This window comes from Formivibrio citricus (assembly GCF_900115065.1).
Classification (GTDB): Bacteria; Pseudomonadota; Gammaproteobacteria; order Burkholderiales; family Chitinibacteraceae; genus Formivibrio; species Formivibrio citricus.
On sequence record NZ_FOVE01000002.1, the window covers coordinates 83,092 to 102,973 of the forward strand.

The following is a 19,882-nucleotide window of genomic DNA, read 5'->3' on the forward strand; positions in this document are numbered from 1 at the left end:
ATCAGGTTGCCCGCCTGCGGCGACCTTTCACGAGCAACCCCAGCAGCAGTCCGGCGAGCAGCCCGATGACCGGCGCATCGCCCCACAGCATGTAAGGCGTGGTTCCCTCGCGGTTCTGCGCCGCACCTTCCAGAATTCCCCGTTTGCTTTCCTCAAGACGCGCTTGCACCTTGCCCCGGTGATCGACGATGGCGGTGGCACCGGTATTGGTGGCGCGGATCATCCAGCGCCCGGTTTCCAGGCTGCGCGCGCGTGCCATCTGCAAGTGCTGCTCTGCGGCCCACGATCCCTCAAACCACGCCATGTTGCTGACGTTGGCGAGCAGCGTGGCGCTGGCGGCGCTCTTGCGCACTTCATTGCCGAAGATGTCCTCGTAGCAGATGTTGCCCGCGAGTCGGGTGTTCCCCATGACGAGCGGCGGCTGGCCCAGTCCGCCCGAGGTGAAGCCCGAGAGCGGCATGTTGAGGTAGTTGTACATCCAGCCGAAAAGCCACGGCAGCGGCACGTATTCGCCGAATGGCACCAGGTGCTGCTTGTGGTAGAGCCGGGCCGGGTCGGTCAGCAGGACAAGGCTGTTGTAATAGCGCCGGTCATCGCCGGTCGCAAATCCCGTCAACAGGTGGCGCCCCTGCTGCGCAAAGGGTTCTGCAAGTGCTTTCAGGTATTCCGGCGGCGTCTTTTCCATGAAGGACGGGATTGCCGTTTCCGGAAGCAGCACGATCTCGCCGCGGCTTTGGCGGGAAAGATCGAGATAGAGCGCCAGCGTGGAGCGGTACTGTACCGGATCCCACTTGAGCGATTGCGGGACCGCGCCCTGGACGAGGCTGACGCTGACCGGCTTGCCGGCGGGGCGAGTCCAGTCGATGCGTTCCAGTCCGAAGCCGGTCAGGAAGACGAGAATCAGCGCCGCCGCGCCCATGCGCCAGCGCCACAGGGTCAGCGCAGTGCTCAGCGCGACGAGCGCGCCGACCCCGTAGACGCCCAGCAACGGGAACCAGCCGGCCAGCGGCCCGACCTGGCTGCTGCCGGTGCCGGCCCACGGGAAGCCAGTGAAAAGCCAGCCGCGTACCCATTCGACCAGGATGTAGATCGCCGGGAACAGCAACGGCGGGCGCAGGTTCTCCGGGCAGGGCAGGCGGCGCGACAGCCAGCCGGCCAGCGCGGGATACAGCGCCATCGCGGCGGCCAGCGCCAGCACGCAGCCGGCTGCCATCCAGTTCGGCATGCCGCCAAAATTGTGCAGACTGATGTAGATCCAGTGAATGTTGGCGGCGAAATACCCCAGCCCGAAGCTGAAACCGCAGCCTGCCGCCGAGGCGGGCGTTGGCGCGTTGCGGAAAGACCAGAACAGCACGGCGAGTGCCGCGAACATAAGGCCCGGCAGCGCCATGGGGGAAAAAGCCAGCACCGTGGCAGCTCCCGACAGGGCCAGGAGCGCGTGCAGGCGAATTGCTTTCGGTATCACGCGGGATTTCTCATTGGGAGTAACTGGGCGCACAAGCCGTTTGTGGTGAGCCCTTAGACAGGCTTTCAAGAAACGGTAGCTTGCGCAACGGGATGAAGTTCCCCCCTTTGACAAAGGGGGGGAGGGGGGATTTTGCGGTACAGGCATAAGCAGCGCTGCTGAAATCCCCCTCAATCCCCCTTTTACAAAGGGGGAGGCGGGGCGCGCCTGCCCTCCGTTTCTTGCCCGCGCCTTTCGATCTGCAGGCGAATATTCGACTCAGGGCGAGCGGATTTGTGGCCAATGTGAGCGATTGGATCATGCGGCCGGGGCGCTTTCGCTGCTTTCCGCGTGCAGGCGTTCGACCTGCAGCGAGTGGATGCGGCGGCTGTCGGCGCGCAGGATCAGGAAGCGGTAACCGTCAAAGCTCACGGCTTCGCCGCGCTTGGGCAGGTGGCCGAAGCGGCTGGTGACGAGGCCGGCGATGGTGTCGAACTCGTCGTCGGAAAAGGCGCAGCCGAGCGCTTCGTTGAGGTCGGCGATGGCGGTGATGCCCTTGACGCGCCAGTGTCCGCGCCGGCCGGGGATGATGTTGTCTTCTTCCTCGTCGTAGTCGAATTCGTCCTCGATATCGCCGACGATCTGCTCGACCACGTCCTCGATCGTGACCATGCCGGCAATGCCGCCGTATTCGTCGACGACCAGCGCCATGTGGTTGCGGTTATTGCGGAAATCCTTGAGTAGCACGTTGAGGTGCTTCGATTCCGGGATGTAGACCGCCGGGCGCAGCATGTCGCGCACGTCGAAGCTTTCCTTTTTCGCGTAATAGCGCAGCAAGTCCTTGGCGAGCAGGATGCCCAGCACGTTGTCCTTGTTGCCGTCGATGACGGGAAAGCGCGAGTGCGCGGTTTCGATGACGAAGGGGATGAACTGTTCCGGTGTTTGCGAGATGTCGATGACGTCCATCTGGCTGCGCGGCACCATGACGTCGCGCACCTGCATTTCGCCGACCGACATCACGCCTTCGATCATGGTCAGCGCATCGGCATCCAGCAGGTTGCGCTCGAACGCGGCGTGGAGCATCTCGACGAGATCGTCGCGGTCTTCCGGCTCCCGTTGCAGGAGGTGGGCAATGCGTTCAAGCCAGGAGGGCTTGAGGGACGAGGGATCGTCCATGGGTCGTGTTACTCCCGTTCAGTGCGATACGGATCATCATACCCCAAGGATATGACAATTTGCGTTTCCAGCGCTTCCATCTCCTCGGCCTCATCTTCTTCGAGATGATCGAAGCCTTGCAGGTGCAATACGCCATGCACGACGAGGTGGCAGTAGTGCGCTTCCAGCGTGATGCCCTGCTCGGCGGCTTCGCGCTCCACGACCGGCGCGCAGAGCACGATGTCGCCCATGAGCGGCAGACCGGGGATGTCCGGCATGTCTTCGTCGAAGGTGAAGGTCAGCACGTTGGTCGCGTAATCCTTGCCGCGATAGTCGCGGTTGAGCGTTTGCCCTTCCTCGGTATCGACGATGCGGAATGTGATCTCGGCGTTTTTGAGACCTGGCTGCAGCGCGGCTTCCGCCCATTTCTTGATCTGGGCGCGAGTCGGCAGGCTAGTGGCGGTGCTGGCGTTTTGCAGCGAAAGGGTCAGCTTGGGTTTCATGGCGTGCCTCCGTTGGCGGCGTTGCGCTTGTCGCGGTTTTCATAGGCGTCGACGATCTTCTGCACCAGAGGATGGCGCACCACGTCTTCGCTGGTGAAGTGGTGCAGGGCGATGCCGCGGATGTCGGCGAGCACGTCCTGCGCATCGATCAATCCGGATTTCTGGTGGCGCGGCAGGTCGATCTGGGTCGGGTCGCCGGTGATGACCGCCTTGCTGCCGAAGCCGATGCGGGTGAGGAACATCTTCATCTGTTCGGGCGAGGTGTTCTGCGCTTCGTCGAGAATCACGAAGCTGTGGTTCAGCGTGCGTCCGCGCATGAAGGCGAGCGGGGCGATTTCGATGATGCCTTTTTCAAAGCAGCGCGTGACCTTGTCGAAGCCCATGAGGTCGTAAAGCGCATCGTAGAGCGGGCGCAGGTACGGGTCGACCTTCTGCACCAGATCGCCGGGCAGGAAGCCGAGCTTTTCTCCGGCTTCCACCGCCGGGCGTACCAGGATCAAGCGTTTGACGAAATCCCGCTCCAGTGCATCGACCGCACACGCGACGGCCAGGTAGGTCTTGCCGGTGCCGGCCGGGCCGATGCCGAAGGTGATGTCGTGTTCCTGGATGGCCTTGATGTAGCCGGTCTGGCGCGGCGTGCGTCCGCGCAGGTCGCTGCGCCGCGTTTTGAGCGGCAGCACCGTTCCGTCCTGGACGGTGTTGTCGCCGTTTTTCGGGTTGAGCAACTCGATCAGGTCAAGCTGGATGACGTCGAGGTCCAGTTCGGTTTCGGCCTGGTTGTAGAAGTGCTGCAGGGCTGTGACCGCGAGTTCGACTTTCTTGCCGGGGCCGGCAATGCGGAACTGCTCGTTGCGCTGCGCGATGGAAACGTCGAGCGCGTTTTCGATCTGTTTGAGGTTTTCGTCGAGCGCTCCGCACAGGTTGGAAAGACGCTTGTTGTCGACGGGGGTAAAGCTGATTGTTTGCGTGTTCAATGCGGAGCCTCGGGGGCAAATATTCTGGAATGCCGGAATTTTACTGGGTAATCGGGTGTGGCGGGGATTCAGCGATTGGTTTGCCGCGGCCCTTGCCTGCATAATGGTGCAATCCCCTGACATCTGCATGAGAGTATCGAATGGACTGGAACCGGCTGCTTAGCGCCAACCGGCTCGGCGCGCCGCGCTACGAGCAGACCTCGCCCGAATCCGGACGCAGCGATTTTCACAAGGATCACGACCGCATCGTGTTCTCCAGCCCGTTCCGGCGCATGGGGCGCAAGACGCAGGTCCACCCGATGACCGAGAACGACCACGTCCACACCCGGCTGACGCACTCGATCGAAGTCAGTTGCGTGGGGCGCAGCCTGGGGCTGCTGGTGGCGCAGCGGCTGGCGGGCGCGCTGCCGGCACACATCACACCCTACGACATCGGCGCGATTGTCCAGGCGGCGTGCCTCGCGCACGATATCGGCAACCCGCCGTTCGGTCATGCCGGCGAATATGCGATCCGCGACTGGTTCCGCCGCGACGAACATGCCTATTTGCTGCAAAACCTGACCGAGGCCGAGCGGCGCGACCTGCGGACTTTCGAAGGCAACGCGCAAGGCTTCCGGGTGGTGACGCAACTGGAAAACCACCGCTTCGAAGGCGGCATGCGCCTGACTTTCGCCACGCTTGGCACCACGCTCAAGTATCCGTGGACTTCGGAGCACGCCAGCGACAAGGGCAAGTTCAACTGCTTCCAGAGCGAGAAACTGCTGCTCGAAGAAACCGCGCACGAGCTGGGGTTGCCGGAAATCGCGCCGGGCAAGTGGGCGCGCCACCCGCTCTCTTATCTTATGGAAGCCTCGGACGACATCTGCTACGCGATTCTCGATCTGGAGGACGGCATCGAGATTGGCATGCTGCCGTATGAAATGGTCGAACCGTTGCTGCTGAAGATTTGCGGCGGTTCGGAGTTGCTGGAGCTGGAGTTGGCCGCTGCACCGTCACAACGGCGCAAGATGGCGCTGCTGCGCGGCAAGGCCATCGACCGCTGCGTGCGCGAGGTTTCCGATGCCTTCGTGCGCCAGCACGCGCGTTTGCTCGAAGGCAGCTATCAGGGCGACCTGCTCAACGATTGCCCGTCCTTCATCCGCGAAGGTATCGCGGAAGCCAAGAAGCTCGCACGCGAACGCATCTTCAACGCCCGCCTCAAGGTGGAAGTGGAAGTCGGCGCGTTTACCTGCCTCGACATCCTGCTCGACGCCTTCTGCAACGCCGCCTACCAGTTGAAGGTTTCGCAGCAGATGCCGTTCCGCATGCAGCGCATCCTCGACCTCATGGAATACAACGCGCCGAAGAAGGAATGGCCGATTTATCAGACGTATCGTCGTGTACTAGACTTCATTGGTGGCATGACAGACAACTATGCAACCTACTTGGCACAGCAGGTGGGAGGGATGGGGCGATAAGTGGGCAAAACAATCGGGGTTTTTTGCAGTTTTTTGCTGGGGGCAATTCCCTTGCCTCTGTTGGCAGAGACTTGCCTGAGTATCGACATGCACTATACCCCGCGCCCCCCCTATCTGACGCAGGTGCCACAAGGTGTGGCCGGAATGACGGCAGATCGTATCAATGCCGTGTTCCGCGAGGCGGGAATCGGGCTGGTTTGGATCAATACACCTTTTTTGCGCCAACTGCGTTTGATTGAGGAGGGAAATGGGTGCGATTGCCTGGCTGGGGTATTTCGTACCCCAGCGCGGGAAAGTTATGCCCGTTACACGCTTCCGCTTTACCAGGATCAACCCTTTCATGCCTTGATCCGGGCAGAAGACGAACGGATCAAGCCCGGGGCTTCTGTGCTGGAAACATTCAAGCGAGCCGATCTGATACTGGAAATCAAGAAAGGCTATTCCTATGGGCGCTGGGTTGATGCACAGATTACAGCGCTTAAGCCCCGATTTGACGTGACGACCAGCGAAAGCGAGCAGATGCTGAAAAAACTGGCCGCGGGGCGTGTGGATTATATATTGATGGCCCCGCATGAGGCCGAGGGCTTGATTGCTGCAGCGGGCATGCATCCAGGCCGATTCAGGATTGTGCCATTTGCCGATATGCCGCCAGGTGAAAATCGCTACATCATGTGTAGTCGCAAGGTGGAGCAGTCCCTGATTCAGCGTTTGGACGCAACAATCCGTAAGAAAAGCAGTAGCCCCCGCCCTCGCTGACTAGCAATTGCTGAAAATTACAACCAGCCCTTGCGCTTGAAGATGACATACGGCGTGATGGCGGAGACGATCATCAGGAAAATCGCCCAAGCGTAACCGTATTGCCATTCCAGTTCGGGCAGATTCTTGAAGTTCATGCCGTACATGCTCGCGACGAGCGTCGGCGGCAACAGGACCACGCTGGCAATCGAGAAGATCTTGATGATCTTGTTCTGGGCCAGATTAATCAGACCCATCACCGCGTCCATCAGGAAGTTGATCTTGTCGAACAGGAAGCCGGTGTGGTTGTTCAGTGATTCCAGGTCTCGCAGGATCTCGCGCAGGTTGGCTTCCTGTTCTGCGCCGAGCACGCGGCTGCGCAGCAGGAAGGAGAGCGCGCGGCGGGTGTCCATCAGGTCGAGGCGCACCTTGCCGTTGATGTCTTCGTAGATCGCCAGGCGGTTCACCGCTTCGGCCATCAACTGGTCGGTCATGTCTTCTTCTCGGTTCAGCACGCTCTTGCTGATCGATTCGAGCTCGGTGTAGACCTCTTCCAGCATGTCGGCATCGTATTCCACCGCCGCATCGTAGATCGAAAGCAGGATGTCCTGGGCATTGGACACGAAACCGGGCTGCACGCGGGCGCGCAGGCGGAACAGCCGGAAAACGGTCAGTTCTTCTTGGCGGATGCTCAGCAGCCGCCCGGCGTTGAGCACGAAGGATACCGTGACGTTGGCGCTGTCTTCGCCTTCCTTGTGCAGGAAGAACGAGCTGATGTGCAGCCCGTGTTCGTCGGCATAGCAGCGCGCGGATTCTTCCAGATCGAGGAGTTCTTCGTCTTCCGGCAGTTCCATGCGGAAGGCGCGCTGCACCAGCTCGCGCTCCTCGTCTGTCGGATCGACCATGTCCACCCAGACGATATCCGGGCGCAGCAGGTCTTCCGGGGTGAGCGATTGCAGTTGCACCAGCCGCCCGGCGTTGAGCACGAAGGCTTTCAGCGAGGTGATCGGCGTGTGCTGGTGGGCGAGCGCGTCCTGCAATTCCTGACGGCGTGTGTCGTCGAGCGCCGTGTAGATTGCGTCCATTGCATGCTGGGGCATGCGCGAAGCCATCGCGACCAGCCGGTCCTGATCCACCGTGGCCAGTGCGCTGGCCAGTTGGGTGGGATTCATTTCGGTGAGCAGGATTTCCCGCGCGGCGGCGCTGATCTGGCAGAGCATCGCTCCCGCTCGCTCGTCGTCGAGCAGCTCCAGCGCGTCGAGCTGCTCTTCCTTGGGCAGCGCCTGCACGATCAGGCTGAGTTCGTTGAGCGGAAGCTGCGCCAGCTTCTGCTGGAGCTCGGCGAGATTCTGGCGGTGCACCAGCGATTCCACCAGTTCATGCTTGGGCATATCCTGCTTGTGCACCATGTCTTCCACGATGCGCTGGCGGTCCAACAATCGGCGCACCTCTTCCAGATGCAGCTCGATGCTTTCCTGAGGCTGGTTTTCGCTGGGGGTCATGGCCGACTCGCTTCCGGGTTTCGCGGCGAGAGTTTAACATGTCCGGGCCTTGCCCCAAGCTGGAGTTTCCGCATTGCCGCAATCCCTCACCTATGCCGCGCTTTTACGCCAATCCGGGCTGGATCGCAGCGATGCGCTGGCCCTCTTTTGCCATGCCACGGGGCACAACCGCGCCTGGTTGATCGCCCACGACCGGGACGAAGTTTTGCCGGAGCACGCCGCGGTTTTTCACTCGCTGGCCGAGCGCCGCCGCGCCGGCGAGCCGGTGGCCTACCTGACCGGCGAGCGTGAATTCTACGGCCGGCCGTTCGCAGTCTCGCCTGCCGTGCTGATCCCTCGCCCCGAAACCGAGTTGCTGGTCGAGCTCGCACTGGCGCGCGCGCCGCAGGGGGCGAAAGTGCTCGACCTGGGCTGCGGCTCCGGCTGCATTCCCGTGACTTTGAAGCTCGAACGGCCTGATTTGCAGGTCACGGCGGTCGATATTTCCGCTCCGTCACTGGTCATGGCGCAGGGCAACGCAACGCGCTTGGGCGCAGCGGTGCGCTTCATCGAATCGGACTGGTTCGGCGCGCTCGCAGGTGAAAGCTTCGAGCTGATCGTCTCCAACCCGCCCTACATCGAGCAGCACGACCCTCATCTTCAGCAAGGCGACCTGCGCTTCGAGCCGCGCCACGCGCTGACCGACGAAGCCGACGGCCTCGCTCACCTGCGCCGCATCGTCGCCCAAGCTCCCGTGCACCTGACGCCCGGCGGCTGGCTGCTGTTTGAACACGGCTGGGATCAGGGGCCGGGCAGCCGTGCCTTGCTCGAAGCTGCCGGGTTTGCGGAAGTGCAGACCTGGACCGATCTGGCGGGGCTGGATCGGGTGAGTGGTGGCAGAAAAGGGTGATTTTTCGGGCGGAATGGTGTGGGCGTCGGCTGCAGATAGCCAACATAGCACTACCCCCGCAAGCAAAGGCAAGGGGTGTTAGGTGCATCCCCGGTAGCCTGGCAACTGCCCCCCGATTATGGCTGCTTGTCTACAGCCCGGCGCAAATAATAATGGTGTGCGTAGGGTTTCTTGTTGCTTGGTCAAAAGGGGGGGGTAAACTGGCGGCTGTCCTGAAAAAACAACCGGAGCTGCCGTGAAGCTTTTCCTTAAACACTGGGGCGTTACTGCCCTGCTGGCCTTGTTGCCACTCACCCATGCCTTAGCCGAATGCAATGGCGCAAGCTGGACGCCGGATAGCCGTTATGAACTGCGCAATAATGGCAGCGAAGTCTACGACACCCAAACCCAGCTTCTCTGGAAGCGCTGCGTCGAAGGCATGGCTTGGAATGGCAATACCTGCAGCGGCGATCCCATCAACATCAGCTGGAATGATGCTGTATATCGCTATCCGGTCGATGGCAAAGACTGGCGCTTGCCGAATATTGATGAACTCACTACTTTGCGCTCGGGCACAAAGCCGACGGGTCATGTACCTTCGGGTTGTTATGACCCCGCAATCAACCCGGCCGTATTTCCCTATGTGAAAGAGAGTCGCACTTGGTCTTCCTCGCCCGTCCCGAGCGATCCCAGTGCCGCCTGGCATATCTTTGCCGAGCGTGGCTTGGTCGTCTACAACAAACGCAGTTACACCGGGGCAGTGCGGTTGGTGCGTGCAGAGCAGTATCTTGGCTCCTTGGGAAAATCCGGCAGGAGAGGCAATGCGTTGGCTGAAAAGAAGCAAGAGGCAGCCAAGCGTGCTCAAGAAGAGCGTGAGGCATATCGGGTTGCTTTCAAGAATGCTTCAAGCAGCGGTGATTTGTCGGCATTTGTAGAACGCTACAAAACCAATGACCCTGAAAAATTAGTGCCCAAGGCTCGTCAAAAAATACCCACAGCGCAAAAGCAAGAGGCAGCCAAGCGTACTCAAGAAGAACGTGAGGCATATCGGGCTGCTTTCAAGAATGCTTCAAGCAGCAGTGATTTGTCGGCATTTGTAGACCGCTATAAAAACAATGATCCTGAAAAACTGGTGCCAAAGGCGCGCCTGAAAATACCGGCAGCGCAGAAGCGGGAGCGTGAGCAGAGTGCGCGGCAGGTGCGCGAGACGAGACAGACTGAACCTGATTATGGATACACGCTTGGCTCCCCTACCGATACTTCTTGTCTCGGAGGGCGTTGTAGGAATTGGCCTGTTACTTGCAATAATGGAATCCGAGATGTTGTGACTTATTTTTACAGTAGTAACTATTACATGAGCTCCGGAGGAGGAACGAAATCCACTCTAGATAAGTCTGCTCTTTCTGCTTGCGGTAAAATTACAGATTACTAATTTTGCTTCCATGCTGCGGAATCGTGGCCTTGACTGGAGCAAGCCTTGAACAATAATCGGGGGCACCCATTAGCCAAGTAGGGTGTGCACTTTGTGTGCACGCGGGCTGACCTTTCGGGTTATTTGAAACGCCATCCCCGTGCGCAAACGCCTTGCGGCGTTTTCACACGCTACGCATGGGCAATCAATCCCTTGTCAAAAATTCCTCAATTGCCGCAGCAACCAACTCCGGCTGGTCATGCTGCACGTTATGCCCGGAATCCGGGATGTCCACGACCTGCGCGTTGCGGAAGCTGCCCAGGCGGCGCCGGTATTCGTCCGGGTCGTGGCCGAAGCGTTGCTTGACCAGCCCGTACTGGGCAATGGGCTTGAGCACCGGCGCGGTGATGCGCTGCCAGCTCGCCATCGAATCCTCGACGTGATACAGGGCCGGTGCAGCAATCCGGTGCCAGGGGTCGCAGGTCATCTCGATGCGCCCGTCTTCCTCGCGGTAGCGCGCCATGGCGTGGGAGAGGAAATGTGCGCGCGCTTCCGTCAGGCGCGGGTTGATCTCCATCAGTCGATGGGCGAAGGCTTCGTGGTCGCGGTAGGTGATCGGCCGCGGGCCTTTGTGGATGTGGTCGATCCAGCGCCCGATCAGGGTGGGCGAATCGTCTTCCGTTGGGGGCTTGAGCCCGAGGAAATCCAGCATCACGAGTTGCGAAACACGTTCCGGCCGCACCCCGGCGTAGTTGCTGGCGATATTGGCGCCCATGCTGTGCGCCACGATGCGCGCGGCCTTGTGCGGCGAAAAGTGGTTGAGCAGCGTTTCCAGGTCGGCGTAGTAATCCGGAAACCAGTAGGGGCGGGAGAGCCATTCGCTTTCGCCGTAGCCGCGCCAGTCCGGGGCGATGACGTGCCAGTCCTGCTGCAGTGCATCGACCAGAAACTGGAAGGTTGGCGAGGCATCCATCCAGCCGTGCAGGAAAAACACCACTGGTGCATTGGCCGGCCCCCAGTGGCGGATGTTGTAACGCAGCCCGCGGATAGGGATGGTTTCGGTGCGGGATTTTTGCCGGATGTCGAAGGTGGGAGTGGAGAACATCGCTTTAACCTGAAAGGCAGGGGGAATAGGTCAATCGTGAAAAATTTCGCGCGGTTATGGCAGAAGGCCGTCGAATTCAACATCTACGCGTTTAATGGCTTTGTATTCGTTGGAATATCTTGTTCCCTCTATAACAAAGGCATCCCGTATCCGGTAAAGCAGTTGCTCCGGCTCCATATCCAGATCTGAGGGAAGTTGAAATGGCAGGATTTGATAGTGTCTTTCTTCCATCCAGCCGCGAAGATAGGCTTCCAGACGCAGCGGTCGGCCTTTAATGAAAAAGACATATCGCCCGGTGGTTTCTTCATCGCTGTGAATGCTTTGGCGCCCCACCGAGAAACACAGCAGGATCAGGTCGTGTTCGCGATCAATGACCCATGAGGAAGGGGGGTACTTTTCATCGACCTGTTCGCTTAAGGCGCGTATATGCTCCCAGTCCGCTGTTGGCGACAGATGTTTTTCTTTGAGTGCAAATGCCATGATGGGTTCCTTGCGGGAGGCGGGGACTCAATTGGATTAGCCTTGGGCCAGAAACCCCAGCCCCTGCCGGGCCAGCAGCACGGCGGTCTCATGCAGCGGCAGGCCCATGACGCCGGTGAAGCTTCCGTCCAGATGTTCGACAAACAGCCCGCCCAAGCCCTGAATGCCGTAACTGCCGGCCTTGTCGTGCGGTTCACCGCTCGCCACATAGGCGGCGATCTGGGCTTCGGTCAGCGGGGCAAAGCGCACCTTGCTGATCGAGAGCGCGGTTTCGATGCCGTTCTCATGGCGCAGCGCCACGGCGGTGAGGACTTCGTGGGTGGTGCCGGAGAGCAGCCGCAGCATCGCGGCGGCGTGGGCGTCGTCGTCGGGCTTGCCCAGCAGGTGGTCGTCGAGCGCGACGGTGGTGTCGGCGCCGATCACCGGGCGCGCTGGCAACCCTTGTTCCTGCATGGCTTGCCAGCCGGCTTCGGCCTTGGCGCGGGCGAGGCGCAAAACGTAGTCGTGCGCCAGTTCGTCGGCGAACGGTGTCTCATCGACCGGGGCGCTGATTTTTTCAAAGGTGACGCCAATCTGGGCGAGCAGTTCGCGTCGGCGCGGGCTGCCGGAGGCTAGGTACAAATCAATCATGGGTTTGGTTTTGGGTGGTTGTGCCATATGCTGCGATTGTATTCCATCTGAACGGAGCGCCTGCCATGTCATTCCAGAATCCATCCGATACCGAAATCCGCGACTTGTTGTTGCGGGTGAAAAACATTGCCGTGGTCGGCCTTTCTCCGCACCCGGACCGCCCCAGCTTCGGGGTATCCAGGGTCATGCAGCAGGCCGGCTACCGCATCATTCCGGTGCGGCCGGGTGTGACGGAGGTGTTGAACGAGAAAGCCTGGCCCGATCTTTCGAGCGTGCCGGACGCCATTGATCTCGTCGACGTATTCCGCAAGGCCGAAGACGTGGATGCGGTGGTGGATGAAGCGATTGCGCTGAAACTGCCGGCGATCTGGATTCAGCTTGGCATCGTCAACGAAGCAGCGGCGGAGCGGGCGCGGGCGGCTGGGATGGTTGTGGTGATGGACAAGTGTCTGAAGGTGGAGTGGCGGCGGTTGATGAAATATTGATTCGGCACAGTGATGTTTGAATTTTGGCCGTCATGCCAGCCCATTCGCCCTGAGTAGAATATTCGCCCACAGGCCGAAAGGCGTTGGCAACAAACGAGGCGCGGGAGCACCTTGCTTCCCCCTTTGCAAAAGGGGGATTGAAGGGGGTTTCAGCAGTGCTGGTTATGGCCATGCCGCGAAATCCCCCCAGCCCCCCTTTGTCAAAGGGGGGAACTGCCGCTCGCCACGAACGGATGTATATGTTTATGGCCGACTCTATAATTCCCGTCGGTCCGCGCACGGGCATACTTGGGCAACATGCTAGAATTGCGGTTTTCCCGAACAAACCCCGATTGCTCCCATGAACCGCACCGCCGAACTTAAAGCCCTGCTCGCCCAACGCATCCTGATTCTGGATGGCGGCATGGGAACGATGATCCAGCGCCACAAGCTTTCGGAGGCGGACTACCGTGGGGACCGGTTTGCTGACTGGCCCTCCGACCTCAAGGGCAACAACGACTTGCTGGTGCTGACCCAGCCGCAGATCATCGCCGGCATCCATCAGGCTTACCTCGACGCGGGCGCGGACCTCATCGAAACCTGCAGCTTCAACGCGACCAGCATTTCGATGGAAGACTACGGCATGCAGTCGCTGGTCTGGGAAATCAACCACGCCGCCGCCAAGCTGGTCAAAGACCTGTGCGTGGCGCAGACCGCCAAAACGCCGGAGAAGCCGCGCTTCTGTGCCGGCGTACTCGGCCCGCTGAACCGCACCTGCTCGATCAGCCCGGACGTGAACGACCCCGGCTACCGCGCCGTGCATTTCGACCAACTGGTCGAGAGCTATACCGAAGCGATTGACGGCCTTGTGACCGGCGGCGCGGACATCCTGCTCGTCGAAACCATCTTCGATACGTTGAACGCCAAGGCGGCAGTGTTCGCGATCCAGAAATACTTCGACGACAAGAAAATTGAACTGCCGGTGATGATCTCCGGCACGATCACCGACCAATCCGGTCGCACGCTGACCGGCCAGACCACCGAAGCCTTCTACAACAGCCTCGCTCACGCCAACGCCATCAGCTACGGCCTCAACTGCGCACTCGGCCCGGACCTGCTGCGCCCGTACGTCGAGGAAATGGCGCGCGTATCCGCGTCATACGTTTCGGTTCACGCCAACGCCGGCCTGCCCAACGCCTTCGGCGAATACGACCTCACCCCGGCCGAGATGGCTGTGCAGGTCAAGGAATGGGCGACTTCGGGCCTGATCAACATCGTCGGCGGCTGCTGCGGCACCACGCCCGAGCACATCGCCGCGATTGCACAGGCCGTCGCCCCCATCGCGCCGCGCCCGCTGCCGCAAATCGAAAAGAAATGCCGCCTTTCCGGGCTGGAGCCGTTCAATATCGGCGACCGCGATCTGTTCGTGAACGTCGGCGAGCGCACCAACGTCACCGGCTCGCGCGCCTTTGCCAAGCTGATCCTGGCCGGCGATTACGCCACCGCGCTCGACGTCGCCCGCCAGCAGGTCGAAAACGGCGCGCAGATCATCGACATCAACATGGACGAGGGCATGCTCGACGCCCACGCCGCGATGAAGACCTTCCTCAACCTGATCGCCGCCGAGCCGGATATCTGCAAGGTGCCGATCATGATCGACTCGTCGAAGTGGTCGGTCATCGAAGCAGGCCTCAAGTGCGTGCAGGGCAAGTGCGTCGTCAACTCGATCTCGATGAAGGAAGGCGTCGACAACTTCATCGCCCAGGCCAAACTCCTGCGCCGTTACGGCGCGGCTGTGATCGTGATGGCTTTCGATGAAGCCGGCCAAGCCGATACCTACGCCCGCAAGATTGAAATCTGCGAGAAGAGCTACCGCATTCTGGTGGATCAGGTCGGCTTCCCGCCCGAGGACATCATCTTCGACCCGAACGTGTTCGCGGTCGCGACCGGCATCGACGAGCACGCGCTCTACGGCCTCGACTTCATCCGCGCCACCGGCTGGATCAAGCAGAACCTGCCGCATGCCAAGATTTCCGGCGGCGTGTCGAACGTGTCGTTCTCGTTCCGCGGCAACAACAAGGTGCGCGAAGCGATCCACGCCGTCTTCCTCTACCACGCCATCCAGCAGGGCATGACGATGGGCATCGTCAACGCCGGCGCGCTGGAAGTCTACGAAGAGGTCGATCCGGAGCTGCGCGAGCGCATTGAGGACGTGGTGCTCAACCGCGCGCCGAAAGACGGCGGCGATGCCACCGAAAAACTCATCGAAATTGCCGAACGCTTCAAGGGCGATGCCGCGCAAGCCAAGGGCGAAGACCAGGCCTGGCGCAGCCTGCCGGTCGCCAAGCGCATCGAACATGCGCTGGTGAAGGGCATCACCTCGCATATCGCCGAAGACACCGAAGAAGCCCGCCAGGCCTTCGAGCGCCCGATCCAGGTGATCGAAGGCCCGCTGATGGACGGCATGAACGTGGTCGGCGACCTGTTCGGCGCGGGCAAGATGTTCCTGCCGCAGGTGGTGAAATCCGCGCGCGTGATGAAGCAGGCCGTGGCCTATCTCGAACCCTTCATCGACGAAGAAAAACAGCGCCTTGGCCTCACGGATGCGCCCGCCAAGGGCAAGATCATCATGGCGACCGTGAAGGGCGACGTGCATGACATCGGCAAGAATATCGTCGGCGTGGTCCTGCGTTGCAACAACTACCAGGTCACCGACTTGGGCGTGATGGTGCCGGCGCAGACCATCCTCGACAAAGCGAAGGAAATCGGCGCGGACCTGATCGGCCTGTCTGGCCTGATTACCCCGTCGCTTGAAGAAATGACGCACGTCGCCAAGGAAATGGAGCGCCAGGGCTTCAACATCCCGCTGATGATCGGCGGCGCGACCACCAGCAAGGTGCATACCGCGGTCAAGATCGAGCCCAACTACCCGAGCGGCACCGTGGTCTACGTCGCCGACGCCAGCCGCGCCGTGGGCGTGTGCTCCAACCTGCTGTCGGACGAACTGAGTACCGATTACGTTGCCAAGATCAAGGCCGAGTACGAGAACGTGCGCACCATCCACTACGGCAAGGAACGCACGCCGCTGCTGCCGCTCGCCACCGCGCGCGGCAATGCCTTCCATATCGACTGGACAAGCTACGTCCCGCCCAAGCCGAAGCAACTTGGCGTGTTCAAGTTCGAGAACTACCCGCTCGCCGAAATCGCCGCCTACATCGACTGGAGCCCGTTCTTCAACGCGTGGGAGCTGTTCGGCAAGTACCCGAAGATTCTGGAAGACAAGGTCGTGGGCGAAGAAGCGAAAAAACTCTTTGCCGATGCGCAGAAGATGCTCAAGCAGATCATCGACGAGCAATGGCTCACCGCCAGCGGCGTGGTCGGCCTATTCCCCGCCAACAGCGTGAACAACGAAGACATCGAGCTTTACGACCCGGCCACGGGCGAAACGCTCATGACCTGGCACAACCTGCGCCAGCAAAACCAGAAAGCCGCCGGCAAACCCAACTGGTGCCTGGCCGACTTTGTCGCCCCCAAGGAAAGCGGCAAGACCGACTACCTCGGCGCGTTTGCCGTCACGGCGGGGCTGGGTATCGACAAGCACGTCGCCCGCTTCGAGGCCGAGCACGACGACTACCACGCGATCATGGTCAAAGCGCTCGCCGACCGGCTGGCCGAAGCCTTCACCGAACTCATGCACGCCAAGGTGCGCCGCGAGCTGTGGGGCCACGCCGACGACACGGGCCTGACGCTCGAAGACCTGCACGCCGAAAAATACACCGGCATCCGCCCCGCCCCCGGCTACCCGGCCTGCCCGGACCATGTGGCCAAGGGAGACCTCTTCAAGCTGCTTGACGCCCCGAGCATCGGCATGGCAATCACCGAAAGCTACGCCATGCTGCCGACTGCAGCGGTCAGTGGCTTCTACTTCAGCCACCCGCAAGCGCAGTATTTCGCCGTGGGCAAAGTGGGCCGCGATCAGGTCGAGGACTACGCCAAGCGGCGCGGGGTGAGCATTGAGCAGGCCGAGCGCGATCTGGCACCGGCGTTGGGGTATAACGCGTGATTGCGATAAACTGAACCAACAGGATTCATGGAGGCCGCCGTGGTTTCTTTCAAAAGCAAACGCGCGTTTGTAGCCCAAAACCGGCTGGTTAATTATCAAGCCAGCTTGCGTCTGGAAGGGCTTGCAGGTTCGGTGCCGGTTGTTTCCACGCCAGCCGAAGTCGAGGCGAAGAAAAAGGAACTGCTGAGCAAATATCGACGCGGGGAATGAAGTGCGCGACAAGTACGGTGCGGGACAAGACTCATACTGTTATCCGGGCTCGGATACGTTGCGCAACCGGCTGGGCATAACCGATCCGGATTTGCTGGAACAGGCCGAGCGGGAAATATCGGCGCTTGAAGCGCAAAGCATCGAATTCCGCGAGCCGCCGTACGACTTGGTCTATCTGCAGGCGCTGCACCGAAAATTGTTCGGCGAACTGTACGCTTGGGCCGGCAAGATTCGCACCATTGACATTTCCAAGCAGCAGACCCGTTTTTGCACGGTCCCCCGCATCGTTCCGGAAGCGGAAAAGATTTTCTCCGGCCTGTCCCGGCAGAATTACTGGGTGGGCCTGCCCCGCCCTGATCTGGTTGCTGAAACTGCAAAAGCCTACGCCGATCTCAACATGATTCACCCCTTCCGGGAAGGAAATGGCCGGGCGCAGCGGGTTTTGTTTGAACACATGATCGTGAACTGTGGTTACGCCATTGGCTGGGATTCGATTACCCAAGACGAATGGTTAACCGCGAATATTGCCGGCGTCTATTGCGATTACGGGCCGATGACGGCGCTGTTTGAGCGGTGTATCGGTGAACCGCTGACCGAATAAATGAAGGCCGCGTGATGCGGCCGTTTTGTTTTTTGGCGTCATTCTGTCGGATGCCGAAATCCAGAGGTTTTCGTACAGCGGGCACTACACATCCGGCGCAATTCGCGTTGCTCATTGACGCCCTACATTGCGTCGTACGCGGTACGGCAAAAAAAACGTACTGGAGAATACCTTCATCATGAAGATACTGACTCAACTTTGGCTGCACATTCGTGCCAGTACGCAGGAAAAAACCCTGTTTGGCGTGGCCACCATAGCCTTCACCCTTCTGGTTATTGCCGAAATCCGTTGGCCCGTTCTGAAAACACTTCCAGATTGGTTGATCGCATTTTTGACAGATAACGCCTTAAAATCGATCATCTCATCTGTGTCGGCCAGTATTGTTGCAGCTTACGTTTTTTACATTTTTGTCGAGCTACTGCCAACAATGAAGCGCAGAAGCGAAACTCTTCATTACCTTGATACCCTTCTGTTCGTAGTACTTGATGCCTTTCATGACAGGTCGCTTGGCGGACCAACATTGCCTTTGTCGATATCAGTCCATAGCGCACAGCGCCACAAAACTGGGTTAACCCTTGAGTTTGTTGTTGATCTGGAAAATAAGTTGCTTGAACAAGACGGAAGTGGCTATCCCGGGAACGGTCTAAACCCTTTTGAACAACTTGCAGAAGCGGCTGATGCCAGACTGCCAATCTTAAATCTCGCGACCTCAATGGCGAACGGACTTTCTTTTCATCAAGGCCTGATCTGGTCAGACATCACCGGGATTTTGCACCAGATATCTCTCGAATCGTCGAATACCTTGGCTTCGATGACCAATGACGAACGCAGATGCTACCTGCTTATTGGAGCAATCCCACTGTTGAAGGATTGGTTACGCACCCGGTGACCGCGTACGGCGCACATCCCGCACGGCGCACTGCGCTTCGCTTCGAGTGCGCCCTACTATTGGCTTCGCGTGTGCCCTATAGTTGGCTTCACGCATGCTATGCTCCCTCGATCTGAACAGGCGGAACAAGGCAAAGCGATGGACAAATTTACCGAAGAAGAACTCTACTGGCTGCGCAAGGTGCTCAACGACGAATTGGGCGATGAGATCATTCCGGATGATGTCGCCGACACCACGTACGACGCACATCCTGTAGGGCGCACTCAAAGCGTAGCGTAGTGCGCCGCATGTTTTGTTTGACGCTGCAACCGACCGATGCATTGCGTCATGCAAAGGTGCCAACTATCCTGCACGGCGCACTGCACTGCGCTTCGAGTGCGCCCTACCGCTGAACGGCGTTTGCCTCTTTGTATTACCTGCGGCAGATGCGCCTGTTCCGATCAATCGTCCAGCGTTAGCCTTTCTTCCGCCCCTCCCGCCCAATTCATCGGGTAAACGCCTTGCGCCACCAGGCCGTGAAAGGTCGAATAGGGCCAATCTGCCACGGCATGCACCAGACCGTGTTTGACGGGATTGATGTGGACATAATCCATGTGTGCGGCAAAATCGGCGTCATCCCGAATCAGGTGTTCCCAGTAACGGCGTTGCCAGATACCCCGCTCCCGGCGGTTTTGACGGATGCCGCTGCGCCACTCGGTCTTGGGGATTTGCCTGGAAAACAGCAGCTTGATCAGCCGCCAGCGTAAAGCAAAATCTGTGTCGCCCGGTGGCAGTTCAATCACGCAATGCAGATGCTCCGGCAATACCACCCAAGCATGAATGGCAAACGGATGATGCCGGCGGACGAACGCCACGACTTGGCGCAATACGTCGATATGCCGGGTCAGCAGATCGTTGCCCTGTCTTTGCAACAGGTTGACCGTAAAGAAGTAGGTTCCGCCCGGATGCCAGGCGCGACGGTAATCGGGCATGGCTGCAGGATAGTTGGCGCTTTTGCGTGATGCAATGCGTTGGTTGGTTGTGTCATCGAACCCTATTTCCGGCGCACTGCGCTTCGCTTCGAGTGCGCCCTACTACTTCGCTTCGAGTGCACCCTGCTGCTATGCTTTCTCTCATCTAAAACAGGCAGAACAAGGCAAAGCGATGGACAAATTTACCGAAGAAGAACTCTACTGGCTGCGCAAGGTGCTCAACGATGAATTGGGCGATGAGATCATTCCGGACGAGGTGGCCGACAGCCTGGCGATCCGCCAGTACATTTCGTGGTCTCATGCCGCCGCGACGTATATCCGCGGGATCATGGCTTCGACCCTGAAATTGCCGGAAGAGTGAGTCGGGCCGCGCCTGAGCAGGCGGTTGCCAACGATGCCCAGTAAAAAAGCCCCGTATGG

The 19,882-nt window shown here is 59.8% G+C and carries 20 protein-coding genes; 11 read left to right on the forward strand and 9 right to left on the reverse strand.

What is annotated here, in order from left to right; translation table 11 throughout:
* Window position 1: 1 nt before the first annotated feature.
* The 4 genes from lnt to BMZ36_RS01615 form a co-directional block, all read right to left on the reverse strand.
* Window positions 2–1,465, reverse strand: a complete 1,464-nt coding sequence (gene lnt, locus BMZ36_RS01600) for an apolipoprotein N-acyltransferase (RefSeq protein ID WP_177187730.1) — start codon at window positions 1,463–1,465, stop codon at window positions 2–4.
* A 297-nt stretch (window positions 1,466–1,762) separates the two neighbouring features.
* Window positions 1,763–2,620 carry a CorC family transporter gene (locus BMZ36_RS01605; protein ID WP_091190257.1) on the reverse strand — a complete coding sequence of 286 codons (858 nt, stop codon included), beginning with the start codon at window positions 2,618–2,620 and terminating at the stop codon, window positions 1,763–1,765.
* Window positions 2,621–2,628: 8 nt separating this feature from the next.
* On the reverse strand, window positions 2,629–3,102 hold the full coding sequence (gene ybeY, locus BMZ36_RS01610) for an rRNA maturation RNase YbeY (protein ID WP_091190262.1): 474 nt from the start codon (window positions 3,100–3,102) through the stop codon (window positions 2,629–2,631).
* Window positions 3,099–4,076, reverse strand: coding sequence for a PhoH family protein (locus BMZ36_RS01615; RefSeq protein WP_091190266.1), 978 nt, complete (start codon window positions 4,074–4,076; stop codon window positions 3,099–3,101). The genes ybeY and BMZ36_RS01615 overlap by 4 nt, the downstream gene beginning before the upstream one ends.
* A 140-nt stretch (window positions 4,077–4,216) precedes the next feature.
* Here BMZ36_RS01615 and BMZ36_RS01620 point away from each other — a divergent pair, with 140 nt between their 5' ends.
* Window positions 4,217–5,533 carry a deoxyguanosinetriphosphate triphosphohydrolase gene (locus BMZ36_RS01620; RefSeq protein WP_091190270.1) on the forward strand — a complete coding sequence of 439 codons (1,317 nt, stop codon included), beginning with the start codon at window positions 4,217–4,219 and terminating at the stop codon, window positions 5,531–5,533.
* Entirely contained in the window at window positions 5,534–6,289 is a 756-nt protein-coding gene (locus tag BMZ36_RS01625) for a substrate-binding periplasmic protein (protein WP_143085945.1), read from the forward strand. It begins immediately after the preceding gene.
* A 17-nt stretch (window positions 6,290–6,306) separates the two neighbouring features.
* On the opposite strand, the gene corA is transcribed toward BMZ36_RS01625, so the two are convergent.
* Window positions 6,307–7,770 (reverse strand): magnesium/cobalt transporter CorA, encoded by a 1,464-nt coding sequence (gene corA, locus BMZ36_RS01630; protein ID WP_373277395.1) that lies wholly within the window; start codon window positions 7,768–7,770, stop codon window positions 6,307–6,309.
* 73 nt (window positions 7,771–7,843) lie between these two features.
* On the opposite strand from corA, the gene prmC reads away from it, so the two are divergent.
* Both prmC and BMZ36_RS01640 read left to right on the forward strand, forming a co-directional pair.
* Complete coding sequence (prmC, locus tag BMZ36_RS01635) at window positions 7,844–8,659, forward strand: peptide chain release factor N(5)-glutamine methyltransferase (protein WP_218142603.1); 816 nt, start codon at window positions 7,844–7,846, stop codon at window positions 8,657–8,659.
* Window positions 8,660–8,894: 235 nt separating this feature from the next.
* The gene (locus tag BMZ36_RS01640; protein WP_091190280.1) at window positions 8,895–10,070 is read left to right on the forward strand and encodes an Lcl C-terminal domain-containing protein; all 1,176 of its coding nucleotides are present in this window, start codon (window positions 8,895–8,897) and stop codon (window positions 10,068–10,070) included.
* A 184-nt stretch (window positions 10,071–10,254) separates the two neighbouring features.
* On the opposite strand, the gene BMZ36_RS01645 is transcribed toward BMZ36_RS01640, so the two are convergent.
* From BMZ36_RS01645 to BMZ36_RS01655, 3 genes are read right to left on the reverse strand one after another with little or no spacing between them, the layout of a single operon-like run.
* Window positions 10,255–11,154: an alpha/beta fold hydrolase gene (locus BMZ36_RS01645; RefSeq protein ID WP_091190284.1), complete on the reverse strand. Its 900-nt coding sequence runs from the start codon at window positions 11,152–11,154 to the stop codon at window positions 10,255–10,257.
* Between the two features lie 54 nt (window positions 11,155–11,208).
* A complete protein-coding gene (locus tag BMZ36_RS01650) occupies window positions 11,209–11,634 on the reverse strand; it encodes a hypothetical protein (protein ID WP_091190288.1) in 426 nt (141 codons plus the stop codon).
* A gap of 36 nt (window positions 11,635–11,670) precedes the next feature.
* Complete coding sequence (locus BMZ36_RS01655; protein WP_091190797.1) at window positions 11,671–12,264, reverse strand: Maf family protein; 594 nt, start codon at window positions 12,262–12,264, stop codon at window positions 11,671–11,673.
* 65 nt (window positions 12,265–12,329) lie between these two features.
* On the opposite strand from BMZ36_RS01655, the gene BMZ36_RS01660 reads away from it, so the two are divergent.
* The 6 genes from BMZ36_RS01660 (at window position 12,330) to BMZ36_RS14470 (ending at window position 18,770) form a co-directional block, all read left to right on the forward strand.
* The gene (locus BMZ36_RS01660; protein ID WP_091190292.1) at window positions 12,330–12,749 is read left to right on the forward strand and encodes a CoA-binding protein; all 420 of its coding nucleotides are present in this window, start codon (window positions 12,330–12,332) and stop codon (window positions 12,747–12,749) included.
* Between the two features lie 340 nt (window positions 12,750–13,089).
* Window positions 13,090–16,791: a methionine synthase gene (metH, locus tag BMZ36_RS01665; protein WP_091190295.1), complete on the forward strand. Its 3,702-nt coding sequence runs from the start codon at window positions 13,090–13,092 to the stop codon at window positions 16,789–16,791.
* Between the two features lie 27 nt (window positions 16,792–16,818).
* Window positions 16,819–17,001: a YhfG family protein gene (locus tag BMZ36_RS01670; protein ID WP_091190301.1), complete on the forward strand. Its 183-nt coding sequence runs from the start codon at window positions 16,819–16,821 to the stop codon at window positions 16,999–17,001.
* A gap of 1 nt (window position 17,002) precedes the next feature.
* Complete coding sequence (locus tag BMZ36_RS01675; protein WP_091190305.1) at window positions 17,003–17,602, forward strand: Fic/DOC family protein; 600 nt, start codon at window positions 17,003–17,005, stop codon at window positions 17,600–17,602.
* A 178-nt stretch (window positions 17,603–17,780) separates the two neighbouring features.
* Window positions 17,781–18,491 (forward strand): hypothetical protein, encoded by a 711-nt coding sequence (locus BMZ36_RS01680; RefSeq protein WP_143085946.1) that lies wholly within the window; start codon window positions 17,781–17,783, stop codon window positions 18,489–18,491.
* A 138-nt stretch (window positions 18,492–18,629) separates the two neighbouring features.
* Window positions 18,630–18,770 (forward strand): hypothetical protein, encoded by a 141-nt coding sequence (locus BMZ36_RS14470; RefSeq protein ID WP_177187733.1) that lies wholly within the window; start codon window positions 18,630–18,632, stop codon window positions 18,768–18,770.
* A 161-nt stretch (window positions 18,771–18,931) separates the two neighbouring features.
* Here the strand turns inward: BMZ36_RS14470 and BMZ36_RS01690 are convergent, their stop codons facing one another.
* Window positions 18,932–19,462, reverse strand: coding sequence for an REP-associated tyrosine transposase (locus BMZ36_RS01690; RefSeq protein ID WP_091190315.1), 531 nt, complete (start codon window positions 19,460–19,462; stop codon window positions 18,932–18,934).
* Window positions 19,463–19,634: 172 nt separating this feature from the next.
* Between BMZ36_RS01690 and BMZ36_RS01695 the strand changes: the two genes are divergently transcribed.
* On the forward strand, window positions 19,635–19,823 hold the full coding sequence (locus BMZ36_RS01695) for a hypothetical protein (protein ID WP_091190318.1): 189 nt from the start codon (window positions 19,635–19,637) through the stop codon (window positions 19,821–19,823).
* The last annotated feature ends 59 nt before the right edge of the window (window positions 19,824–19,882 follow it).